We start from the raw sequence: 21,547 nt of genomic DNA, 5'->3' as shown, positions 1-21,547 counted from the left end.
ACCCTTTTTTCAGCATTTGCTTTATTGATTTGAGTGTGGTCGTATTCATTACGATTGCGCGATAACATGCTTGCTCAAGCCGTTCTTTTGAATACGTTTTAGCTAAACTTAACAGCCCTAAACAGACGCGATAAGCGTGCTCGGGGTGGCGCCGTCCACTGAGCTGTAACTCAACAACTTGGTGGGTATACTCCCCGATACTTAATGCCCATGAGCGTAAATTTATCGGTGACTGCTCATGCTGTTTTTGATGCGCCAGAGGCATATGGTGAGAGTGTGTTGTATGCCCGCCTAAACGTTGTGAGCGAGGATGTTGTGCGATTAAGGTATCGTCATGATAAAGCTGTACTAGCTGATTGGTTATGTGTGCGCGTAATTGTTTCTTAACCCACTGATACGGCACACTGTAATAATGTTTTTCTATTTCAACATGATAATCAATGTGTACGCGCACCGTTTTGATTTGTGTATAGTGATAGGGCTTTTGAGGGAGTGGTTTTAATACTGGTTTATCAACAATATCAAAGAGTTGTTTGCGTGATTGTTGATATTGCTTCATCACCTTATTGTTCATAGCATCAAGTAGCTTTACTATTTCTTGATTTAAGTGCGCTAAGCTGTAAAAAGTTTGGTTACGCAGACGTGCCATGATCCAACGCTCAACAATTTGTACACCGACTTCAGCCTTGGACTTATCTTTGGGTTTATAAGGTCGAGCGGGTATGACTGCGACGTTAAAATACTCGGCTAGTTGATGATACGTGGGGTTTAAATCAGGCTCGTAGCGACAGGGTTTACTAACGGCACTTCTGAGATTGTCGGGAATAACAAGCTCAGGCACACCGCCCAAAAATTCAAAGCAACGCGCATGACTCATCACCCAATCTTCAAGTTGTTGGCTATACGTTGCCTCAGCATAGGTATAATTTGATGCGCCGAGCACGGCAACAAATATTTGAGCAGTACGTGTCTCCTGCGTTGTAGGGCATGTGATGGTCAATGTGGGGCCACAATAATCCACAAACAACTTTTCACCGCCTTTATGATGCTGGCGCATCGACAACCGTTGCTTTCCTACCCATTCTCGATAGGCGCGGCAGAAGTGGCTGTAGCTGTAATAAGGCTCACCGACTTTCTCACGTAATTCATCGAATACTAACTGCAAGGTTAAATACTTGTGCTGCTTTAAATCCCTGTTGATAGCGAGCCAATCAGGTGTTGGGTATCTTTTTTGACGGGGTGAGAAGTCCCTGATTTTTGTATTAAGAAAAGCACCGTGTTGCTTATCTTCAGGTAATGGCCATTGATTTAAGCCTAACTCATTGGCCTTTTTAACGTAATTAGCGACAGTCCCAGGGGAGATATTTAAGCTTCTGGCAATCTCTCGATGGGATAACTTTGCTGAATATTTCAGCCGTAAAATAGCATGTAATTTACTCATAGATATAGGTCTTGTTGACATGATTGTTATCCTCATCAAATGATTTAGATAACGGTTTAACATACCTACAAAAATGATAAAACGTGAACTCGGAAACGAGTGGCATTAAGCTTTGATCGGCAAAATCATTAAGAACACAAAAGTGATCATTATCGAGTGATTTTCGTGATCAAAGCTTAATGAGAATAAGCGATCAAAGTTAATGCCATTGGGTGATCAAAGCTGGGGAGAATATGCACATGACTTTTAAAAATGATACTAAGCATCAACATTTCTTATCTGCATGTGAACAAAAATTAAACTGCATTAACCCTAATGCAAAAAGAGAAAATAGAAAGATTTATTCTTTTGAAGTATATAACCATATAAATTTAATATTAAAAAAGCCATCAAAAATAAAAGTTGATAATAACTTATGCGACTTGGATTTATTTACTTTTGATATTATTGACCACAAATATAGGGAGAATTTTGAATCTTTATTTCAAGGGTTTGAAGACGATCTAGTTGATATAACAGGTATTATTCTAGAAAAAGCTTATTGTTCAAATCCAAGTTTCAATTTAGAGCCTTTTCATTTATTTATAGTTAAATTTTTTAATGTTATAAAAAGCCCGTACTCTATCAATGAATGTCTTCTGCTTTTTTGTAACGTACTAAATTTCAGACCACATGATGAGAAACTTGACGAACTATTAAATAAAGTGAGAGAACCGAACAATCTCAGAGTTAAACATTTATGTGAAAAATTTTCGATTACAACTAAAGAATATAGTAGTTGGCTTTCTATCATTTTCATGTTAGCAACAGATATGGGCAACAGTAAAAAAATCTACACAGAATTTGTGAAATCCCTGTTTGAGTGTAATAAAACAGATGTTTTTGTAGAGATTTATACATTTGATGATGATTGTTGTCTGTTATCTGATAGGGGTTACACAAAACCGAATTCAAAAGACAAGTCTTTGGTTTTTGATTTTAACATTTCCTCTAAGTGCTTTATTAGATATATTTTTTTTGAAAGAAAAAATATAAAACCAAATCATTTCAAAGTCCATTGTGGTTTATCTGTGAAGCATAATGATTTTTATTCACTAAAAAAATACAATCATTTGGTAATTATCCAAAGCCACAAAAAAGTCTTAAACTCAAAGGATTATATTACTGGTTGCGATGTTTCATATGTAGATTAATTTTAAATACACTTATGAATTTATCTATTTCAAGAAACAGTTTATAGCTTGCTGGCGTCAAACTATCATACATGATTAAACATTTAAATTAATAAAAAGGGCTTTTTCGCCCTTTTCTTTAATATTACTAACCATACTTTATGACCCATTAGTCATTGTTTAGTTTGATGAAAATCTAACTTTCAAACATACCATCATGATTTAAACACTTGCGTTTAAATCACTATTAGTCACCCTCATAAACAACTACTTTATTTCGGCCTGTTTCTTTTGCGGTATATAACGCTTTATCTGCATTTGAAATTATATAATCAACTTTCTCTGTTTGAGTTACTTCACTTACACCAATAGACGCAGTTACATTGCTGTATATATCTGTGTAGCCTTCAATATGAGTTTGTTCGATTTCTGTTCGTATTTTTTCAGCAATTCTGTGTGCGCCAGGTTTATCTGTTGAAGGTAATAAAATAGCAAATTCTTCTCCGCCTAATCGACAAACTAAATCTGTTTTTCGTACATTCATAGCCAGTTTTTTTGCTATTTCTATTAGTACTTTATCACCAACTAAATGCCCTGCTTTGTCATTAACGAGTTTAAAGTGATCAATATCAACCATTAATAAGCAACTTGGGTTTTCTTTACTTTTGGAATTACCAATTTCTTTTTCTGCTAAATCCATGAATCGGCGTCTATTAGCTAATCCTGTAAGGCTGTCATGTGTAGCAGCTTTAAGTAGAGCAAATTCAGCAATGCGTCTTTTTTCATCAACTCGTTCTTGAATTATCGCACTTGAAATTATTAATATAATGATAAACCAAGATATAATAACAACATATAAACCAAATAAGTCTTCGACTTCACTAGATACTATTGTTTTTATAAATAAGTATCCGATTAATACAGGCACAACATAGCCCAACATGACTTGGAAACGTGCTATTCGCCCACCAATATGTGGTGATAATAAAGCATAAACAGCCCCACTTTCAGCATTAATACACAGCACACTTAACGCCAATAACAAACCATAGGTTGTTGTTAAAATAGACATTTCACCAAAGAAATTGGATATTCCATACGCATAGCCGATGATCGACAGCATAGGGACTGCCATTCCAATAAAAGCGAGTAATTGGCTTGTTATTTTTTTATTCAAGCTTGTAAAAATCATCGATAATGATAAACACGCTAGCATTATGGCTGTATTTATTCCCATAGAATTAGATAAACCTAATTTATGCTCATTATTTATTACTGCTTGAAAAGGTGTGATATGACGGGCTAAATCTGTGTTGAAATAGTTATCAAATATAATAGTTGATGAAATAACTAAACTCAGAAGACTAAAAATAGGCTTTATATATTTTGATACTTTTTTCTGTTGAAGTAATACAGTCAAACTAATAAAAATAACACTTAAAGCCGTTAAAGGGTTTGTTGCGGCCCCATTTAGTAGTGGGCGATACAGCTGAGGTGCGGAAAAAATATAGCCAGTGATTGAAAGTAATATTAATAAGAAACAACCTAATGAAAATGCTTTGGCCATTACTTTTACATAACGAATTCGCTGATCATATGTCAGCGCTTGTTGTTCATTATGTAACTTTTCAAATGTAGCTATAGCCATACTCTATACCGTTTAGTGCTCTTTTTCAGAGGCTTATGATATAGATTTGAATAAATTAAGCAATTGTTATCGCATTTATAACATTTATTATTCTATTAAAGTGGGCTTCATTTTATTATTCAACTGTTGATCAAATGCATCAGCTAGTTTTTCAGTTTCATTAAATACTGTGCGCCAGTATTTAATTCGGGTATCAGCATCGAGATCGGTAAAGTCGGTTCTGTCTGGGATTTTCCCGTAAGGTAAGCCCGCGATAAATTCTTGTGATGGTGAAATCATCACTACGTTGTCGTAATTTTCTGGGGCAACGGTGCGTTTTAAACTTTTATCAAACCACCCTGCTTTTGGCGTTGAGTTAAAATGTGGATATAAAATTAAGCCTGGGTTATTAATTTTTAAGTCAAAATGGTAATCAATAATTCCGCCGTCGCGGTACATACCCGGTGGCGAGCCGGCAATATTTTTTATGCCTTGCATAACAAGGGGTATTGAACCCGATGCTAATAATGCATCTTTTAAATTATCAGTGGTTAAATCTAATTGTGTGGTTTTAAATTTATAACTGTCTTCAATTGTAAAATCACTGTTTGGCGCTTGGTATATAAAGCGCTCATATTGCTTGGTTAAAAATCGGCGATGTACGCGATTACTCAAATAACTTTTGGTTAGCCCCAATAACTGTAATGCTTTTTTCTCACTTGCTACTAAACCATTTGATTTTGCTACAATAAAATGTGATTTAAACACAGGGTTATTGATTATTTCAGTAACGCCGTTATCACCAAAAACCTCTTCAAGTAAGGCTCGCGCTTTTTGTGTGATTTCTTCGGGGGTTGGTTTATTGGTCGAGTAACGAGTTTCACTGTAAGATTTTGCTAACCGTGTTATGGCCGCTACGGGGTCGTTTTGCGAAAAACACGCTGCACGAAATGCTCCCGCAGATGAACCAATTAAGTTTAATTGCTGCGTTCTACCTTTAAAAAATTCGCCAAAAAGGTATTTATCTAAACCAAATAAGGTGAACCATTTTGGCCCACCACTTGCGCCTAAAAATGATGTAAAAAGCTCAGGCTTTAAGCCTTGCTCGTTTATTATTTTTGCAGCCGTTTTACCAGCGTGTATTTCAATCATCGAATATCTTAATCTACTTAACGCTTAAAATGCATAAATATGCAATCTGAGCATTTTAAAATGAGTTAATGCCAAATACCTTTTTCTGTTTTACCCTGAACATTAACCTTGTTTGCATTAAATTCGGGCTCTGCGTTTTGTGCTCTTTGTTTATTATAATCCGCAGTTACAGCGAGTATTGTTGGCGTTAAGATGATGATAGCAATAACATTAACCACCGTCATCAACCCTAACGCAATATCGGCTAAATCCCACACTTCTTTTAACGTGGCCGATGCGCCCCACATCATCATTGATAAGTATAAAAACGTATAAATACCTCGTCCAATTTTATTATCGAGCTTAAATAAATGCAGGTTACTTTCAGCGTATGCATAGTTAGCAACCACTGAGGTGAAAGCAAATAAGGTAATGGCAGCTGCCACAAAGTATACTCCCCCCTGTGCTAAGTGCGCGGTCATGGCTTCTTGGGTTAATCGAATTCCTTCCATCTCACCACTAATATCAACATCAGCCAATAATATGATCACTGCGGTACAACTACACAGTACTATGGTGTCAAAAAACACCCCCAACATTTGAATGTAGCCCTGAGTAACGGGATGGTTTGGGATTGGAGTCGCGCAAGCAGAAGCGTGAGGCACACTCCCCGCACCGGCTTCGTTTGAATACAGCCCTCGTTGAATACCGTTTTTAATTGCTGCGCCCATTGCGCCAGCACCGGCTTCTTGCAAACCAAATGCTGATAAAAAGATATCTTTAAGCATCGCAGGTACTTGGGTGAAGTTTATTAGGGTGATGATCACCGCAGCTAATACAAATACAATGCCCATGATGGGCACAACGCGCTCTGCAAAACGGGCGATTGCTTTAAAGCCGCCGAGTATAATTGACCCCGCGAGAATGGTAATAACAATACCGGAATAAAAGGTTGGAATTTCAAACGCGTAATTAAGTGCGTCGGTTATGGTATTTGTTTGCATTGCACTGAAGGTAAAACCGTAACCTAAAAATAAACACAGAGCGAATGCGATGGCGAGAGTTTTACTGCCTATACCTTGTTGAATATAGTAAGCAGGCCCACCTCTAAATTCGCCGTTACTATCACGCACTTTGTATACTTGACCCAGTACGCTTTCAGCAAAGCCCGTGGCCATCCCTAAAATGGCAATCATCCACATCCAAAATATAGCGCCACTGCCACCCAGTGATATTGCAACGGCAACACCGGCTAAATTACCCGTGCCTACTCGCGCGCTTAGGCCAGTGCACAAGGCTTGAAATGAACTAATATCGTTTTTATCACATTTGCTGCTTGTGCGTAATAACGAAAACATGTGTTTAAATTTTAAGATTTGAATAAGCTTTAAACGCACTGAAAACCAGATACCCGTAAACAATAAAATGTAAATGAGTATTTGCCCTTCGCCCCACAGTAAGTTGTTAATTGTGCCTACAATCAAATCAAACATGCTTTCCCTTTATAGTTTTCATAAAACAAAGTCAGAATATTAATTCTTTATTTTAGAATATTTAATTACAGTCACTTTATCTTTCTCGTATAAATTAGCAAGTATTAGTTACATTACACCTAGCTAGACCCTCATAGATTTAAGTAATTACTCGGTATTGCCCTTTAAGTTTAGACTACGGTCAGTGGTGCATTTAATTATGGGAAGCGCATTAAAAAGCGAGCCACCTTCGACTCGCTTTGATTTTAATAAATTGAAATAACTAAAAGATGCTGATACCAGCTTAAGCTATAGTGGCTTAACATGAGAGTTAGCTGCTTGTTTTGTTGCCGCAACTGATTTTTGCTGCTCTTCAACTTGCTTAGCCATATTTTCACTGGTCCTTAGTGTGCGATCTCGCTCTTGTGATTGGTTACTCAAAAGAGACATCATATCGGTAAACTGCTCATGATGATGTGCTGCTTGATTTAAAAGCTTTTGTAGCTGCTCAAAGTGTTCAGCACAACGCTCTTTTACGTTAGTTACTTTTATATTTTGCTCTAACAACTCATCGTACGTACTGATCAAGGGTGTCATCTCTCGCGAATTTACACCTCGACCAGCAGCATCATTCCATTGTGTACGTAAGTGCTCCCAATACTCACTGTAATCAGACTTTGAGAACGTCGTGTTTTCAACCTCTTCATTTAATGTGTTCAGTTTCATGCGATAGAAACTCGGTTCAAATGATGACATTATTTATCCCGCCATTGTAAGAGGTTGATCGTATGAAAGTAATAAAGAGATTTTATCTTGTAAAGTATATTTTAAACTAAACGCCTGATCCTGTAGTGACTCTTGCTGGCCTTCTAAACTTTTTAGGTATAAAAAAGCATCATTAGTGTCTGCAGATAATGTTCCTATTAGCGATGTTTGTTGCTCACAGGTTTCTTTAAAAGCGATGAGTAAAAGGTTAATTTTTTCTAGCGTTTCTAAGCATTCTTTAGAATAAGATTGGCTATATTGAGATTCACGTTTAGTGTGAGTTGCAACTTCCCGCGCTTGCTCTGCTAGGTGTGTTGCGTTTTTCGCATCTTTTATAGCATAGCGAGAGCCATTTAATTGAGTCGTTGCTCTAGTCACTTCTATTCTAGCCGCACTTTCTGCACTCAGTGCAGAATTCACTTCCCCATTTCGTTGACTAACGCTTGAGTGCGCACGACTGACTCTCGCTTCTTCTTGATAAGTACTTACCGGCTCATAGTCATAAAGATCATTGCCATTTCTGTCCCTACCACGGTATACTTTTCGTGGTGGTAAACTTCTGACATGATTTAATGCACTTTGTGCCCTTGCTAATTCAGCTTTAGCACTTGCTAATTTACTCTCTGCTTCAATTCTTTGTGCTGTACATCGGTGTAAATGTGTATTGGCAGAGCTCAACCACACATCAGCCTTGTGTTCTTGATTATACCAAAAAGCTTGTAAATCTCGTGACTCTTCTAAGCTTTGCTCACTATAATTTAATGTATTAGTTGCAACTTCAACTTGATGTTCTACTCGAGTATTTCGCATCTGTGCATGTTCAAGGGCTGCTTCGTAGCTCATCACTAGCGTTTCATATAATTCATGCACAGCAAAGACATCTGCCTTAGCAAGCTCTAAAAAGTTTTGTGTTATTGCATGTAACTGCTGCGTTTCAAAAACCAAAGAACTTGCTAACTCCATTTGATAATCAGTTTGATAATCTAACTCTTCTAACTGAGAAACTAACCATCTAGGTTGCATCACTAACATCCTTATCTGACGGCGAAGGGGTTTTGCATATATCCTGCCACTGCTCTAATGCCTCTATCAACCGTTCTGTCTGCGCAAATACAATATTAAGTTCAGACTCTACATCCTCTGCGCCCAAACCCAGATAATGCTCTCGTAAAGCAAACCAGCGGGCACGTAATGATTCCAAAGCTGACTCTATACCATTTTGAGCTCGCTCAGTAGAGCCTAGCAGCGTTTGTAATGACTCATTTATTTCAGCATTAGCCATGTAGAAATGTCCTTATTAATGCTAACTTTTGAATTAACTGTGTCGATAAATCATTACAACGCGTATTAGCGAGTGCATTCGATAAATCTTCAATTTCAGATAGTTTTTTTTCAAACTCCATTTGCATATCATTAGGAAGCTTTATCATTTCTTGTTGTGCTTCTGAACTGAGTAAGCCAACTTGCTTCCTAATTTGGCCGCTAAATGCCTCTATTTCAGCTACTAATAACGGAATTTGTTCTTCAACATTATCTAATGACATACACTAAGCCCATTTAGCATAAAGGTTTGATAAATGTTCAAAGTTTTCATGCAATATCACATCTTGTGAGTAGCAGTAAGGCTTAAATTTTGTTGGCCTATTTTGCATTTGATCTATATGTAATGCATATATAGGTTTTTTACCATCAGCTTGTAGTTTCGCTGCATCACGGGTTTTCAAAAATCTAAAGCTATCTTCTTCAGACATTTGTAAAGCAACTTTATGGCGAAAGCTCTCAATATCATTGCGATCAAATGCTTTAGTTACAGACCGCACGTTATCAAAGCTCAATACCAAATGAATGCCGTACTCCGACCCTTGTTCTAGTAACGTGGCTAAATTAACCCCACCATCGTCATTGTAGGCTTTCATACCAAATGAGTTATCTTTTTTAACAAGCTCTTTTACACGCTGAGCTTCATTAACAATTAGGAATATAGAAGGCTCTAATAGCATTTCTTCCTCATCCATATGCTGGCGTTTTTCAAACTCTGCCATAACACTGGTTAAATGCGTGCTAAAATCTTTAAAGCTTTCACTAAATGACGCGTGATTATTTAATACACTGTCGTTCGCTGCAGACAATACGCCACACCATTGTGAGCCTTTAATACTGCGGTCAAGTATATGCACTTGGTATTGTGAGCTTTGTGCGTTAATAGGCAATTGTGCCACCATATAACTCAACATACCTAAACGGGCTTCGTTACTGTCACCCACTAGTAGCATATGTTCATGCGCACGCCTGCGTAATATTACTTTTGCTTGGCCATGAATATTCATTTCTTTACCAAGCCATAATACCGATGGGCGTTCTATTGGATACCATTCATTGTCATTAAGGCCACCAAAATGATCTGGTTTGTTGGCGTATGATATCCATTCGTCTTCACTTAAACGTTGTGGTGCAGTAAAGAGTGTCTGTAATTGGGTATTATCTTTTATTTCTGGTTGTTCTGAACCATCAAGTAAAATTGTGTTATTTGTTCCCTGCCACTTATTTGATAACTGCTCTAACATTTGCTGTCTTTGCTGTTCATCAATATAAGCAACTCGTCCGGTATCACAAGGAAGTTCATTCGCACCACCATTGTGGCTAACTACAACCTGACCTGTTTCGGTACAACCTCTAATTAATTGCTTTCCTTTAGAGCCAAACTCTTGTAACGATGTCACTTCTTCACCGCTCATTTTCATCGCAACGCGTAAATTAATATTACTAAACGTAGCTTGTGGTTGTGACATGCCAGGAACAGAAAATTTTTGAGAGCCTACAAACATATGAATACCAGCGCTTCGACTTTGTGAAGCAATGCTGATCATCAGTTGTGAACCTAACCCCGTTTTATCATCTTCAAATATCGTTTGATATTCATCAATAATAAGCATTAAGCGAGGTAATTTGCCATTTGGCGATCCTGCTTTTCTATAACTTATAAAATCAGACAGGCCTAGATTTTTGAACATATCATTACGACGGTTCATTTCGTCAAGTAGCTCTTGTAAAACGCTGCGCGCAAGTTGCGGGCTGGTACTTAAAGAGACAACGCGTGCATGAGGCAATTTAGGGTAGCTTTGAAACTCAACGCCTTGCTTTCCATCAATTAAATAAAACTGTAAATCTTCGGGGCTGTAACGGCTAGCCAATGAAAGTATAAAAGCATGATAAAGATTAGACTTACCGGCACCCGTCATCGCCGCTAACATTCCATGTGAAGATGGCTGCTTATTTCGTTCACCAAACCATAATTCAATATCATTTTTGCGACTGCCAGACCCACCAATGGGTGCAGAAATAACTTCCATTGAATCTTCTTGCCACCAAAGCTCAGGGTTCATTTCAATGACATCTGAAAAACCTAATTTAGTCTCTTTTGGCTTGGCACGGCTTAGGCCATCTAAAATCGCGTTTATTGTATCTGTGCTTCTAACGGAGTCTCTGTAGCCTTTACCTAAATTCCAAGGAAGCTGATTTTCATTTTTATAGATATGTTTTAAATCAGGAAATAGCACCGATAGCTCTGCGCCATTAGGTAATGCTTTATCACTGTCTAAATCAAGGACAACCATTTTACCCGCTTTTGGACCTGTACTGGCTATCTTAGCTAATAACTCTATTGAACGACGGTCATATGCTTGCGGAAAGTCCTTTGCAACAATTAGTTCAAATTTTGCGTTACCAAGAATTTCTTCATCTACATCAATCAAGCGTTCAGTATTATTATCTAAAAAGCTGTTTTGAATACGCACTATATCTGTCAATATTTCTTCGAGCACCCGAGAAACGTCGTTATCAACCATGCGTTTAAACGGTAAACGTTTAGTGTATGGGAAACTTTGCCCCATTTTAATTGGATCAATGAGAGTAAACTGAGATGAATATGGCAGCATTGCTGCGAGTCGAAACACAAGCGTGTTAATGATTGTTATTGAATCATCACCCTGTGCGAATGAGTAACAATTATCAGATGAGTAAAAAGGGATTTCTTTTGGTACTTGAATAACTTGCTTTCCTGATTCCCCAAAACTATAGGTGATCTCTTCAAGTCCCACGACCAGATTTTTTGGTAAGTAGTTATGAGCAAAGTCATATTCTTCCCAATTTACGCTATCAAGTTGTGCTCTTAATGGCTCAGGCAGTCGTGCGCATATATTTCGCAAGTCAGCCGCAGCCTTTGCGGCATTCTTTTTACTTGCTTCATATTCGGCATCCATATTATTTATTGCATTAGGGAATACTTTCCCTTTCAACGTAGCAACTGTATTTTGTATCGGTTTTATTGTGGCAAGTGCACTTTCTTTTACTTGTTCACGTGTCGTTTTGCGCGCATCATTCGAGCTTATTAGTTCAACATCATCATTATACATTTCAGTAGCCTTAAAACATGTTCTTATACAAATAACCCGCAACGACTAAAACGAAGATGCTAGTTAGCATTAACCTCTTCATAATTCCTTTACGTCGTAGAGCTTTGGCTGCTTTTTCTTCTGCAAGTTTTTGCAATAGTTTTTGTTCTTCTTCTTCGCGAATCCGTTCGTCTTCCATTAGCTGGTGATAACGAGAGTAGAATGTTATTTCTTGTGACTTTAATTTATTTATGTGTTCTTGAGCTGCGTCGCAGCGCTCTTTTAACGCTGACAAGTCTTGCTGTAGTTCATCATTAACGTCTGAATCTAATTCGATTGTGTCATTTAAGTTTTGTAAAAGTTTTACTGTTCTAAGAGATTCATTAATCGTTGTGAGATTACGACGCAGTAGCAACACTTCTTGCCCTTCATCGCCGTCTTCATCTATGTGCTCGAAAAGATCGTCAGTTGTTTTAAAGTTTTTTGAATTAAAGATTTCTTCGATAAATTTTATTCTGAGTTCGAGGGCATCGACCTGTTCTTTTATCAAGGCTTGTTTAGATGATTTATCTTCTTCATTTTTTATTATCTGGTTACTTGCTTGCGTACCTAATTGATGTAAAGGTAAAAATGCTTTTTTAAACTCGTCGATATTATCGAACAGTTCATTTCCATCCACTGAAATAGTCATCTTTGTTTAAGATTCCATCGCTGATTTCATTACTGCAACAATTAAACGTAACGTTACAGACCTTCATCCGATCTACAGTAACTCAATCTGTAAGTTGTGATGATCGTATTGTTCAAACTAAGCATAAAGAATATATTATGTTAGAGAACACCCCATACTATAAATTAAAATATTTAATGTCAATTTACTCTAAGATATTAACGCATTGTTACTTCTATATTTTATTTCTTTGAATAATATGAGATTGGTTGTAGTAGGTAGTATATTAGACAGGTGATGAGGTGGCTGACAAAGACAAAGATATAAAAATAAGTAGGAAAACTGTATTACGGGCTCTGTTACCCGTAATACTTTTGCTGTGTTTTATTAGAGTCATATTGGTCACTGAGGTAGTGATTACCCGCAGCGAGCCCTAGTTTGTAATCATTGCGTAAATCAGCATCAGTACTGCCGAGTAATTTACTATGTAATTTATCTCCTGCAAAAATCTGAATCACTTGGAGATCTTCAGGTGGGTTTTGCATGAAGTTTAGTTCTTCTAAATATGCTTGCTCGTGTTGTAGCAAATAATCGAGTGATTTAGGGCAATAACCTGATGCACACACAAATGTTTTAAGCTTATTTACCCACGCCGATTGTACTGGCAGGCTTGCATCCACTGTACGAATAACAACAATTTTGCGCGCACCTCGATTATAAGCTTCTCTTACAGGTAGTGGCGCAGCAAGGCCACCATCTAAAAAGAAGTCATCGTCAGCTAAGGCACATGTACTACATTCTAGCTCTTCGTTTGCAGCTGTTTTATCAAGCCAAGGAGTTAATCTAACGCCTTGTTTGTACAAAAAAGGTAATGCACTGGAGGCCTTTAACAGCTCACGCCATTGCTTTCCCTCTCCGGTTGGAGTTAAAAAGTATGGCTTTCTATCGCGTGCGTTTGTGGCCGTGATCAACAGCTCTCTTTCACCTAAGCTGGTTTTAGCCGTTTTAAAATCAAGTGCACGATTAAACTCTGTGGTTTTATCAAAATACCAATCAAGATCAACAATACTTTTGCCAAGCAATCCTCTTCCTAACTGAAAGAAACGCTTGTTACGAGATAAGCCTCTAATAAGACGTTTAGCATAGCCTTTTTGGCGCGCTAAAAAGCTAGTCAGGTTTTGTGAGCCTGCTGATGTGCCAATAAAAAGGTCGAATGGGTCGTATTGGTGCTCAAGCCATGCATCTAGTACACCTGCGGTGAAAATTCCTCGTTGACCACCCCCCTCTGCGATCAATGCTGTTTTATTGAAAGTTTCTGTGGTTGTAAGGTCATGAGGTTTCACGGTTAGCCTTCCTTTGGGTATGTTGCTTAGTTTATACCTTCATTCTAATGAGTTTTATTAAAACGTTAAAATTGATTATATAAATCGAATTGATTAATAAAACAGAACGGTAAACTGCTTGGTTTACCGCTGTTTCGATGTATAACTAGAGTAGCAAGCGCAAAATGTATACTCGCTTAATTTAGCTGCTTTTTAATGTGCTTAATATTTCAAGGGCTCTGTGTCTGTCTTGGCTGTGGTATAGATCATTGGTAAATATAAATTCATCTACTCCAAGCTCTTTTACTATCATTTCGAGCTTATGTTTAATGGTCACAGGGCTGCCCACAACTGATAAACCTAAAAAGCTTTCGACTTGAGCTTGCTCTTGCTCACTCCAAAGTTCATCCATACTCGTAATCGGAGGCTTTAACCAAAGGGCATGGCCTCGTAATAGTGCAAGTACTCGCTGTTTTGACGTGGTTGCTAACTGTTGTGCTTGCTGATCGGTATCTGCTGCAACCACAGGTAAACCCAGCATGACATAGGGTTTGTCTAATACTGCGGACGGTTTAAATTCACTTCTATACAAAGCAATCGCATCATATAAAAAGCGCGGTGCAAAATGCCCTGCAAACGCATAAGGCAGGCCTTTTTTAGCCGCCAATTGGGCGCTATATAAACTAGAGCCGAGCAACCAAATGGGCACATTAGTGTTTTCGCCCGGTATAGCGCGTACTGGGGAGTGCTCATCACTTGGGCCTAATAGCGCTTGTAGTTCGGTTACTTCATCGGCAAAGTTCTCCGCTCTGCGCTCATCACGTCTAAGTGCTCGGCTTGTTATGTGGTCACTTCCTGGGGCGCGGCCTAAACCTAAATCTATACGCCCAGGGTAAAGGCTCTCTAATGTACCAAATTGTTCCGCAACGATAAGTGGTGGGTGATTCGGCAACATTACGCCACCAGCACCTACACGGATATTACGTGTTTGCCCAGCGATATGCCCAATTAGTACCGATGTTGCGGCACATACAATACCCGGCATATTGTGATGCTCAGCCATCCAAAAGCGATTAAAGCCTAATTCATCTGCTTGTTGTGCATACGCAACACTATTTGCCAGGGTTTGCGATACTGTTTCATGCTCTTTCATTGGGCTAAGCTCTAACAATGAAAAATGTATATTGTTAAGTACAGTCATAACACGCTCTATTTATATTCAATATAAGTATACAGTGGTGCCACAAGTGTATTTTTCAAATGCCGTTCAGGCATTTGATTGATGCTGTTTTTCAACTTTTAAACCATCGGCTGTTATGCCTTGCTTCCAGTAGGCTGAACACACAATACTCTCGCGTTCAATCGAAAAACGTTCTCGTAAAAGGGTGTTTATTTCACGTATCAATGATGATTCAAGGGCCATAAACACGAGCGGTTTGGTATGGCTTTGACCTAATTCGGTGATCACAGCATTGATTAAATCAGTGTGTGGTTGCTCACTAATAAGCCAATTAACGTGGTGGTTATTTTTGATTGTATCTAAGTCAATAATATCTTTCTTATCAGGTACATAAATAATAGCATTCACGGTAGCACTGGCTGGTAACTTCTGTAAGTAACCATTTATTGCATTAACAGAGGTTAAATCACCCAATAGTAGGTAGTCTGATTGACTAAAGTCTGAGAGCTTTTTAGGCCCAGGCCCTGCAATACCGACTTTATCACCCACTTTGGCATACTTAGCCCAATTAGTGGCAACTCCGCTGTGTTGATTAATAACAAAATCCAAGCTAATTGCACCGCTTTGTGAATCTATTTTACGTATTGTGTATGAGCGCATAACTGCCGGCTTATCAGCTTTTAGATCAAGTTCAACGTCGGTTTGTCCTTCATGAGGGAAAAGTACTTTGACATAAGCACCTTGTTGATCACGTGGGAAGTCATCAAACTCCTCAGAGCCAACTACAATACGCATTAAATGCGGCGCTATTTGTGTGGTACTGATCACGTGTGCACGACGTATTTTTTTACTCATGTTTGTCTCCATAATAACAATGATTGTTTGCACAACGCCCCACTGGTTGATAAAATCAACTATATACTTTTAATTGACTTTGTCAACTAATTAGGTGTTTTATGACACAACAAAATTTAGCCGCTACTTTATTTGCTCTTGCTCAGAGCTACCGTGTGACCGTACGAAATTCAATTAACGCTAACGAGTTAGGTATCAACGCATTACATGTACGCTGCTTACATATTATTGCCCAAACGCCTCATTGCACAGCAAACGATATTGTTCAGCAAACTCAACGTGATAAAGCACAAATAGCACGTTTGATCAAAGAGTTACTCAAACTTGATTTAATTACTAAATGTGCCGATGAAAATGACAAACGCTGTTTTATCCTCTCGTTTACCCCGGCGGGTGAGCTGTTATTACAAAAATTACATGCTGCGGAGCAAAGTGTAGATGCCTTACTGTGCCAAGGGCTAGATCAAAGCCAGATTGATAATTTTTTGCATACAGCTAACACTATGATCAGCAATATAAAAAATGAGTAAAATAGACCATTTTCGCTTGCGATACTGATCTAACTCTTGGCATTTTAACTTGCCAAGCACTATACTGTACAAATATACAGTTAAGTGTGTTTTAGTATGCGTGTTATCCCTATTTATATCGAAGCTGGCGTGTGTGGATTTGAATCCCCCGCAGCACAATACAAAGAATTAGGCTTATCGCTTGATCAATTATTAATAAAACATCCTGATGCTACGTTTATCGGTGTTGCCTCAGGAGAGTCAATGCAAGGGGTGGGTATTTTTGATGGCGATTTACTGTTAGTCGACAGAGCTGAAGACGCTAAAAATGGCGATGTGATTGTAGCTAATTTAAATGGCTTATTTGTGTGTAAGCTACTAGATAAAACTAACGCACAACTATTGTCAGCGTCCCCTGCTTATGGACCTGTGCAACTGTCAGCCAATGATGAGTTTCAATTAGAAGGCGTTGTTACTCGCTCTATTCGCCTACATCGTTTAAGCCCTGAGCTACACCAATGTATGCCTTAGTCGATGCTGTGTCATTTTATGCTAGTGCCGAAAAGGTGTTCGACCCTGCAATTAGGCGAAAGCCCGTTGTTGTACTAACTAACAATGATGGCTGTGTATGCGCAGTATGCCCGATTGCTCGTAAGTTAAATATTCCAAAATTTCAGCCGTACTTTAAAGTAAAGCATTTACTCGCTAAACATAACGTAATTATTCGTTCATCTAACTATGAGCTGTATGCCGACTTAAGCGACAAAATGATGAATGTGATCAGCCGTTTTTGTGATAACCAACATATCTATTCGATTGATGAATCATTTTTACACTTTAATGGCTTTACGCCTTTAATTAAAGATTGGCATCACTATGGGCAAATGATACGCCATACGGTGTGGCAAGAAACCAAATTGCCTGTTGGTGTGGGTTTTGGCCCTACACCCACATTGGCTAAAGCCGCCAACCATGCCGCTAAAAAACTTAATGGCTTTAATGGCGTTGCGGTAATTGATGATGATCGCTCGCGTAAACACATTCTTAGTTTGATGGATGTTAGCGATGTGTGGGGCGTGGGTAGACGTATAGCAAAAAAGCTCAAGCTATTAAATATACACTCTGCGCTTGACTTAGCGCAGCAAGAGCCAAGGCGTATAAAACGCCAATTTAGCGTTGTGCTTGAACGTACTGTGAGTGAGTTAAATGGTATAAGCTGTTTAAATTGGGACGAAGTACGCCAAGATAAACACGAGATATTTTCAACCCGTAGTTTTGGCAAGCGCTTAACCGACCCTATCGCGTTAAAAACAGCCCTTGTAAATCACTGTGTCGTGGTCGCAAAAAAACTGCGCCAGCAACGCTCAGTAACTAAACGATTACTATTATTTGTAGCAAGCTCCCCTCATGAGCAGTATTACTACAAAAAATCATTAGTGTATGACTTCACTGTACCCAGTGCTGATAGCCGTGTGTTAGCCCATGCAGTAAGTAGTTTGTTCGATCAGCTTTATCAACCAGGGGTGATGTTTTATAAATGTGGTGTCGGGGCACTCGAGCTTAACTCGGTGCAATTTCAACAAGCTGATTTATTTACTGTCTCAAAGGATAACATTAAATTGATGCAGTGCTTAGATACCATAAACCAGCGATACGGCAGTGATACACTCAGCCTTGCTAGCCAACAACAAACACAATCGTGGCATATGAAACGCGCGTTTTTATCGCCGCAATACACCACTCGCTGGCATGCCTTACCTAAAATAACATGTGACTTATAGACGCTGTAGTTCAAAGATACACTCAACGTCTGTGTTTTCAATACTGTACTGTATTTTATGATCGGCTAAAAAGCGTAAAGTTTGACTGGTATCGAGGTTATCACTGTCATTCTCACAGCGGTTATGACGAAGCGTCATAGTGAGGCCTTCACTGGTGTATTTAAACTTGGTGGTCACTAAGCAAAAGTTAGGCACTTTATTTGTTTGTGTCCCATTGTGTAATGCGTTAAAAATGATACCGCTGCCAAGGCTAAAACCAAGGTTGGTATCACTCTTGTTATGCCAATTAAGCTCACCACTTGTGCAAATATCGCTGTTCCCAGCAATTAACTTATAACTGCCTAAATGAGTGTTCAGTAATTTAACAAACTGGCTTTTATTACTAGGCAATACTGATTTAGCATTACTCGCATTGACAAATAAAATTAATACCGCACAGAACAAAACTTTATAAAAATACATTAAATACCTAACCTAGGGTTATTTATAATTTCAGCATAGCATAGGGACAATAATTAGAATAATGATAAAGCAAGTTACAAAACTCGCTTTAATTGATCATTACTGCCAATACTTTGCGAAGAGCTGTGGGTAAATTAATTTTAAAAACTTTGGCTTGTCTTTAAAACGTTTGCCTTTTGGTTGGTCTAGCCCTGAAGGCACAAACGGTAATTCATCGTCATTACGCTCTTCATAGAGCAAACCGGCAATAAGGTCATATTCATCTAAATATGGGTACGGTTGTTCATTAAGGTGATAAACTGGTGTGCAATCTGCTAGAGAATCAGGATTGGTAACTGCTTTATTAAATACGGCTTCACCACGAGATATTAACCAACAGCGGAACTCTGAAAAGCCATAATCGTCGTTACAGCCAGCCATAACAAACGCTGCACCAAATAAATCCCAGGTATAGCTTTGACGCATACAGATACTAAACTGTTTATCAAAGGCGATTAGTTTTTCGTCATTTAAATCAGCGAGTAACGCTTTTAATCGTTTACTTACTGACTCAGGATCAGCGGTTTTATCATCAACAGTGACTAATCGCCAAAAATCAGACTCAGTGAATTCACTCATGAAACAATCTCTTTAACACGCCCTACCTGACCATCTTCTAACTGCACTTTAATGCCATGAGGGTGATTCGGTGATTTAGTCAATAAACGCGAAACAATACCGTTAGTTAATGTGCCACTGCGTTGATCTTGTTTTAAAACAATGTTGACTTCAGTGCCCGGGGAAATTTGAGAACGAGTAGGAACAGCCATAAATGTATCTCTTTTACTATTTTGCTCGATTATAACGGTATGTGAGGTCTACACCAAATTAAACTACAGTGATAGTAATCGTTTGTTGTTCATTCGCAGTTAAAATTGAAGTTACTTGTGTCTCAATATCACATGCTTTGCCAATTATTTGAAAATCAAAGCCTTGCCCATTGCCATCAAGTATACAACTAAGGTAATTGTCTGCGATTGTGATTTGGGTGATTCTTGTGACATCAACCTGTGATACTTTTTTAATTGGCGCTTGTTTTACCACTAACTGCTCATTAAGCCGAGTAAGGGCATTACCAAGAGCATGTTGTTTTATAAACTTATCACTGTAACGACGAGAAAATGCCCAAAATGCTATTGCGATGATAAAGCCATTACTAAAAACAGGTATCACAGTATCATTCGTTGATGCGGTTATTTGATAAATACCTAGAATAAAAAACAGTAACGCAAGTACCAATAAACTATATTGCTTTTGTTTGTTAGATAGATTTGAAAAAACGCTTATCATATTAAAGTGAGTCCGCTAAAAAACTGATTGCCTGTGGTTTGATGTTGATTACTGCAAGCTGCGCTTTTATTTCGCTTTCAAGTGCTGGTAATTGTTGTTTGCTGTTTGCCTCGGATAAGGATAATTCATCTATAAAGTAACAGCTTACCTGTAAACTACTCGCTGGTTTTTTTAAATTAACTTCATGGGTTAAATAAGCAAAACCGCTACAATCATCTTTAATATTCTCACAGGCAATGGTCAACATTTTACGAAGTGATTTATCGAGTAATTTTTCTGTTTTAGTCATTTTGTGTTGTTTGCTCTGTAGTTCTCTTTTTTTTGTATTCGTCGTAGCTATCTTCTTGGCGCTTAATGCATTCGTGATATTCTTTGTCAGCCATGTAGTTACACTCATCTAAACGTGCTGATTGAATTTCATGATAACGACTATCAGATGTACAAGCCGATAAGATAAAAATCATTGAAGCACTAAAAAGTAGCTTCAGTATATTGAAAATCATTAAAAATTCCTTACATTTTATACCGCAAAACTAATTCATCACACTCGGTTTTGCTGTATATTGCAAACGTTTTAAGTTAATTACCATTAGGGCTGTATTATGATGTTGTCGCAGTTACAAGAGCTGTTCCAGCGTATCGATAAAAGTAAAATATTTCAATCATTTGTTATCGCCGTTATTGTGATCTCTGCGTTAACTGTAGGCGCACATACCTATTCCTTACACCCAACTGCAGAATTTGCGTTGCATTGGATGGATATAGCAATCACTGCATTTTTCCTCGTAGAGCTTGTTATTCGCTATATTGCGAGTAAAGGAATTAAAGATTTCTTTTCCAAAGGCTGGAATATATTCGATTTTATCATTGTGGTAGGCAGTTTATACCCTGCGGCTGGTTCAACCATATTTATTGCTAGGTTATTAAGAATTTTCCGCGTATTGCGGTTAGTATCTATGATCCCCGAACTGCGTTTGCTGGTTAACTCTCTACTCAAAGCTATTCCACAAATGGGCTATATCGGTTTATTAATGTTTGTGATTTTTTATATTTACGCAGCAATGGGCAGCATGTTATTTGCTGATATAAACCCCGTATTATGGGGGGATGTGTCGATTTCAATGTTAACTCTCTTTAGAATTGCTACATTCGAAGATTGGACCGACGTCATGTACGAAACCATGGCGGTTTATAAGTTAAGCTGGATTTTCTATCTTACATTTATATTCTTAACGGCATTTATATTTTTAAATATGATGGTCGGGGCTATTTTAGAAGTTATGTCAGAGGAACATCGTAACGCCCGAGAAGAGAAAGCTGATGTCGACTCTTTACCTGCAACACAAGGTCAGATTAATGAGCTTAAAACACAAGTTGCTGAGCTTAAACAGTTACTACAGCATAAGAATGAATAAACAAATCTAATAATCACAATTATAA

General features: G+C 38.2%; 24 protein-coding genes. 5 read left to right on the top strand and 19 right to left on the bottom strand.

Annotated elements, in window-relative coordinates; translation table 11 throughout:
• The coding region (gene istA, locus QMA12_RS20225; protein ID WP_290211255.1) for an IS21 family transposase at positions 1–1,462 on the bottom strand (1,462 nt) is incomplete at its 3' end.
• 218 nt (positions 1,463–1,680) lie between these two features.
• Here istA and QMA12_RS20220 point away from each other — a divergent pair.
• Positions 1,681–2,634, top strand: coding sequence for a hypothetical protein (locus tag QMA12_RS20220; protein WP_290211254.1), 954 nt, complete (start codon positions 1,681–1,683; stop codon positions 2,632–2,634).
• A 226-nt stretch (positions 2,635–2,860) separates the two neighbouring features.
• Here the strand turns inward: QMA12_RS20220 and QMA12_RS20215 are convergent, their stop codons facing one another.
• From QMA12_RS20215 to QMA12_RS20160, 12 genes are all read right to left on the bottom strand, one after another.
• Positions 2,861–4,180, bottom strand: a complete 1,320-nt coding sequence (locus QMA12_RS20215) for a GGDEF domain-containing protein (protein ID WP_290211253.1) — start codon at positions 4,178–4,180, stop codon at positions 2,861–2,863.
• 168 nt (positions 4,181–4,348) lie between these two features.
• The gene (locus QMA12_RS20210) at positions 4,349–5,392 is read right to left on the bottom strand and encodes a patatin-like phospholipase family protein (RefSeq protein WP_290211252.1); all 1,044 of its coding nucleotides are present in this window, start codon (positions 5,390–5,392) and stop codon (positions 4,349–4,351) included.
• Positions 5,393–5,457: 65 nt separating this feature from the next.
• Positions 5,458–6,864, bottom strand: a complete 1,407-nt coding sequence (locus QMA12_RS20205; RefSeq protein ID WP_290211251.1) for an alanine/glycine:cation symporter family protein — start codon at positions 6,862–6,864, stop codon at positions 5,458–5,460.
• Positions 6,865–7,152: 288 nt separating this feature from the next.
• Complete coding sequence (locus QMA12_RS20200) at positions 7,153–7,599, bottom strand: hypothetical protein (protein ID WP_290211250.1); 447 nt, start codon at positions 7,597–7,599, stop codon at positions 7,153–7,155.
• A gap of 3 nt (positions 7,600–7,602) precedes the next feature.
• A complete protein-coding gene (locus QMA12_RS20195; RefSeq protein WP_290211249.1) occupies positions 7,603–8,631 on the bottom strand; it encodes a hypothetical protein in 1,029 nt (342 codons plus the stop codon).
• The gene (locus tag QMA12_RS20190; RefSeq protein WP_290211248.1) at positions 8,621–8,890 is read right to left on the bottom strand and encodes a hypothetical protein; all 270 of its coding nucleotides are present in this window, start codon (positions 8,888–8,890) and stop codon (positions 8,621–8,623) included. The genes QMA12_RS20195 and QMA12_RS20190 overlap by 11 nt, the downstream gene beginning before the upstream one ends.
• Positions 8,883–9,152, bottom strand: a complete 270-nt coding sequence (locus tag QMA12_RS20185) for a hypothetical protein (RefSeq protein ID WP_087531416.1) — start codon at positions 9,150–9,152, stop codon at positions 8,883–8,885. Before QMA12_RS20185 ends, QMA12_RS20190 begins: the two co-directional genes overlap by 8 nt.
• Before the next feature lie 3 nt (positions 9,153–9,155).
• The gene (locus QMA12_RS20180; RefSeq protein ID WP_290211247.1) at positions 9,156–12,020 is read right to left on the bottom strand and encodes an FtsK/SpoIIIE domain-containing protein; all 2,865 of its coding nucleotides are present in this window, start codon (positions 12,018–12,020) and stop codon (positions 9,156–9,158) included.
• Between the two features lie 10 nt (positions 12,021–12,030).
• Positions 12,031–12,690 (bottom strand): hypothetical protein, encoded by a 660-nt coding sequence (locus tag QMA12_RS20175; protein WP_087531418.1) that lies wholly within the window; start codon positions 12,688–12,690, stop codon positions 12,031–12,033.
• A gap of 338 nt (positions 12,691–13,028) precedes the next feature.
• On the bottom strand, positions 13,029–14,012 hold the full coding sequence (locus QMA12_RS20170; protein WP_087531419.1) for a patatin family protein: 984 nt from the start codon (positions 14,010–14,012) through the stop codon (positions 13,029–13,031).
• A 181-nt stretch (positions 14,013–14,193) separates the two neighbouring features.
• Positions 14,194–15,192: an LLM class flavin-dependent oxidoreductase gene (locus QMA12_RS20165; RefSeq protein WP_290211246.1), complete on the bottom strand. Its 999-nt coding sequence runs from the start codon at positions 15,190–15,192 to the stop codon at positions 14,194–14,196.
• 66 nt (positions 15,193–15,258) lie between these two features.
• A complete protein-coding gene (locus QMA12_RS20160; RefSeq protein ID WP_290211244.1) occupies positions 15,259–16,026 on the bottom strand; it encodes a siderophore-interacting protein in 768 nt (255 codons plus the stop codon).
• 101 nt (positions 16,027–16,127) lie between these two features.
• Between QMA12_RS20160 and QMA12_RS20155 the strand changes: the two genes are divergently transcribed.
• The 3 genes from QMA12_RS20155 to QMA12_RS20145 all read left to right on the top strand — a co-directional run bounded on the left by QMA12_RS20155 (position 16,128) and on the right by QMA12_RS20145 (position 18,316).
• On the top strand, positions 16,128–16,556 hold the full coding sequence (locus QMA12_RS20155) for a MarR family transcriptional regulator (protein ID WP_290211242.1): 429 nt from the start codon (positions 16,128–16,130) through the stop codon (positions 16,554–16,556).
• A 96-nt stretch (positions 16,557–16,652) separates the two neighbouring features.
• Positions 16,653–17,066 (top strand): translesion error-prone DNA polymerase V autoproteolytic subunit, encoded by a 414-nt coding sequence (umuD, locus tag QMA12_RS20150; protein ID WP_087531423.1) that lies wholly within the window; start codon positions 16,653–16,655, stop codon positions 17,064–17,066.
• Positions 17,054–18,316: a Y-family DNA polymerase gene (locus tag QMA12_RS20145; RefSeq protein ID WP_290211241.1), complete on the top strand. Its 1,263-nt coding sequence runs from the start codon at positions 17,054–17,056 to the stop codon at positions 18,314–18,316. The genes umuD and QMA12_RS20145 overlap by 13 nt, the downstream gene beginning before the upstream one ends.
• Here the strand turns inward: QMA12_RS20145 and QMA12_RS20140 are convergent.
• The 6 genes from QMA12_RS20140 to QMA12_RS20115 form a co-directional block, all read right to left on the bottom strand.
• Complete coding sequence (locus QMA12_RS20140) at positions 18,311–18,778, bottom strand: hypothetical protein (RefSeq protein ID WP_290211240.1); 468 nt, start codon at positions 18,776–18,778, stop codon at positions 18,311–18,313. The two genes, QMA12_RS20145 and QMA12_RS20140, sit on opposite strands and share 6 nt — an antisense overlap.
• Before the next feature lie 99 nt (positions 18,779–18,877).
• The gene (locus tag QMA12_RS20135) at positions 18,878–19,396 is read right to left on the bottom strand and encodes a DUF4240 domain-containing protein (protein WP_087531426.1); all 519 of its coding nucleotides are present in this window, start codon (positions 19,394–19,396) and stop codon (positions 18,878–18,880) included.
• On the bottom strand, positions 19,393–19,587 hold the full coding sequence (locus tag QMA12_RS20130; protein WP_087531427.1) for a YwbE family protein: 195 nt from the start codon (positions 19,585–19,587) through the stop codon (positions 19,393–19,395). Before QMA12_RS20130 ends, QMA12_RS20135 begins: the two co-directional genes overlap by 4 nt.
• Positions 19,588–19,645: 58 nt before the next feature.
• Positions 19,646–20,107 carry a hypothetical protein gene (locus tag QMA12_RS20125; protein ID WP_290211239.1) on the bottom strand — a complete coding sequence of 154 codons (462 nt, stop codon included), beginning with the start codon at positions 20,105–20,107 and terminating at the stop codon, positions 19,646–19,648.
• 1 nt (position 20,108) lies between these two features.
• The gene (locus tag QMA12_RS20120) at positions 20,109–20,396 is read right to left on the bottom strand and encodes a hypothetical protein (RefSeq protein WP_290211238.1); all 288 of its coding nucleotides are present in this window, start codon (positions 20,394–20,396) and stop codon (positions 20,109–20,111) included.
• Positions 20,389–20,610, bottom strand: coding sequence for a hypothetical protein (locus tag QMA12_RS20115; RefSeq protein WP_290211237.1), 222 nt, complete (start codon positions 20,608–20,610; stop codon positions 20,389–20,391). The genes QMA12_RS20120 and QMA12_RS20115 overlap by 8 nt, the downstream gene beginning before the upstream one ends.
• Before the next feature lie 102 nt (positions 20,611–20,712).
• Between QMA12_RS20115 and QMA12_RS20110 the strand changes: the two genes are divergently transcribed.
• Entirely contained in the window at positions 20,713–21,522 is an 810-nt protein-coding gene (locus QMA12_RS20110; protein ID WP_290211258.1) for an ion transporter, read from the top strand.
• Positions 21,523–21,547 lie beyond the last annotated feature (25 nt).

Source organism: Pseudoalteromonas sp. APC 3893, from assembly GCF_030408095.1.
Taxonomy (GTDB): Bacteria; Pseudomonadota; Gammaproteobacteria; order Enterobacterales; family Alteromonadaceae; genus Pseudoalteromonas.
This window is presented reverse-complemented; position numbering and strand designations above follow the sequence as displayed.

Excerpts from the sequence above, each read along its gene's own strand:
- QMA12_RS20220 (WP_290211254.1), top strand. The coding sequence starts at position 1,681 with ATGACTTTTAAAAATGATACTAAGCATCAACATTTCTTATCTGCATGT.
- QMA12_RS20215 (WP_290211253.1), bottom strand. The coding sequence starts at position 4,180 with ATGGCCAAAGCATTTTCATTAGGTTGTTTCTTATTAATATTACTTTCA.
- QMA12_RS20210 (WP_290211252.1), bottom strand. The coding sequence starts at position 5,392 with ATGATTGAAATACACGCTGGTAAAACGGCTGCAAAAATAATAAACGAG.
- QMA12_RS20205 (WP_290211251.1), bottom strand. The coding sequence starts at position 6,864 with ATGTTTGATTTGATTGTAGGCACAATTAACAACTTACTGTGGGGCGAA.
- QMA12_RS20200 (WP_290211250.1), bottom strand. The coding sequence starts at position 7,599 with ATGTCATCATTTGAACCGAGTTTCTATCGCATGAAACTGAACACATTA.
- QMA12_RS20195 (WP_290211249.1), bottom strand. The coding sequence starts at position 8,631 with ATGCAACCTAGATGGTTAGTTTCTCAGTTAGAAGAGTTAGATTATCAA.
- QMA12_RS20190 (WP_290211248.1), bottom strand. The coding sequence starts at position 8,890 with ATGGCTAATGCTGAAATAAATGAGTCATTACAAACGCTGCTAGGCTCT.
- QMA12_RS20185 (WP_087531416.1), bottom strand. The coding sequence starts at position 9,152 with ATGTCATTAGATAATGTTGAAGAACAAATTCCGTTATTAGTAGCTGAA.
- QMA12_RS20180 (WP_290211247.1), bottom strand. The coding sequence starts at position 12,020 with ATGTATAATGATGATGTTGAACTAATAAGCTCGAATGATGCGCGCAAA.
- QMA12_RS20175 (WP_087531418.1), bottom strand. The coding sequence starts at position 12,690 with ATGACTATTTCAGTGGATGGAAATGAACTGTTCGATAATATCGACGAG.
- QMA12_RS20165 (WP_290211246.1), bottom strand. The coding sequence starts at position 15,192 with ATGACTGTACTTAACAATATACATTTTTCATTGTTAGAGCTTAGCCCA.
- QMA12_RS20160 (WP_290211244.1), bottom strand. The coding sequence starts at position 16,026 with ATGAGTAAAAAAATACGTCGTGCACACGTGATCAGTACCACACAAATA.
- QMA12_RS20155 (WP_290211242.1), top strand. The coding sequence starts at position 16,128 with ATGACACAACAAAATTTAGCCGCTACTTTATTTGCTCTTGCTCAGAGC.
- umuD (WP_087531423.1), top strand. The coding sequence starts at position 16,653 with ATGCGTGTTATCCCTATTTATATCGAAGCTGGCGTGTGTGGATTTGAA.
- QMA12_RS20145 (WP_290211241.1), top strand. The coding sequence starts at position 17,054 with ATGTATGCCTTAGTCGATGCTGTGTCATTTTATGCTAGTGCCGAAAAG.
- QMA12_RS20140 (WP_290211240.1), bottom strand. The coding sequence starts at position 18,778 with ATGTATTTTTATAAAGTTTTGTTCTGTGCGGTATTAATTTTATTTGTC.
- QMA12_RS20135 (WP_087531426.1), bottom strand. The coding sequence starts at position 19,396 with ATGAGTGAATTCACTGAGTCTGATTTTTGGCGATTAGTCACTGTTGAT.
- QMA12_RS20130 (WP_087531427.1), bottom strand. The coding sequence starts at position 19,587 with ATGGCTGTTCCTACTCGTTCTCAAATTTCCCCGGGCACTGAAGTCAAC.
- QMA12_RS20125 (WP_290211239.1), bottom strand. The coding sequence starts at position 20,107 with ATGATAAGCGTTTTTTCAAATCTATCTAACAAACAAAAGCAATATAGT.
- QMA12_RS20120 (WP_290211238.1), bottom strand. The coding sequence starts at position 20,396 with ATGACTAAAACAGAAAAATTACTCGATAAATCACTTCGTAAAATGTTG.
- QMA12_RS20115 (WP_290211237.1), bottom strand. The coding sequence starts at position 20,610 with ATGATTTTCAATATACTGAAGCTACTTTTTAGTGCTTCAATGATTTTT.
- QMA12_RS20110 (WP_290211258.1), top strand. The coding sequence starts at position 20,713 with ATGTTGTCGCAGTTACAAGAGCTGTTCCAGCGTATCGATAAAAGTAAA.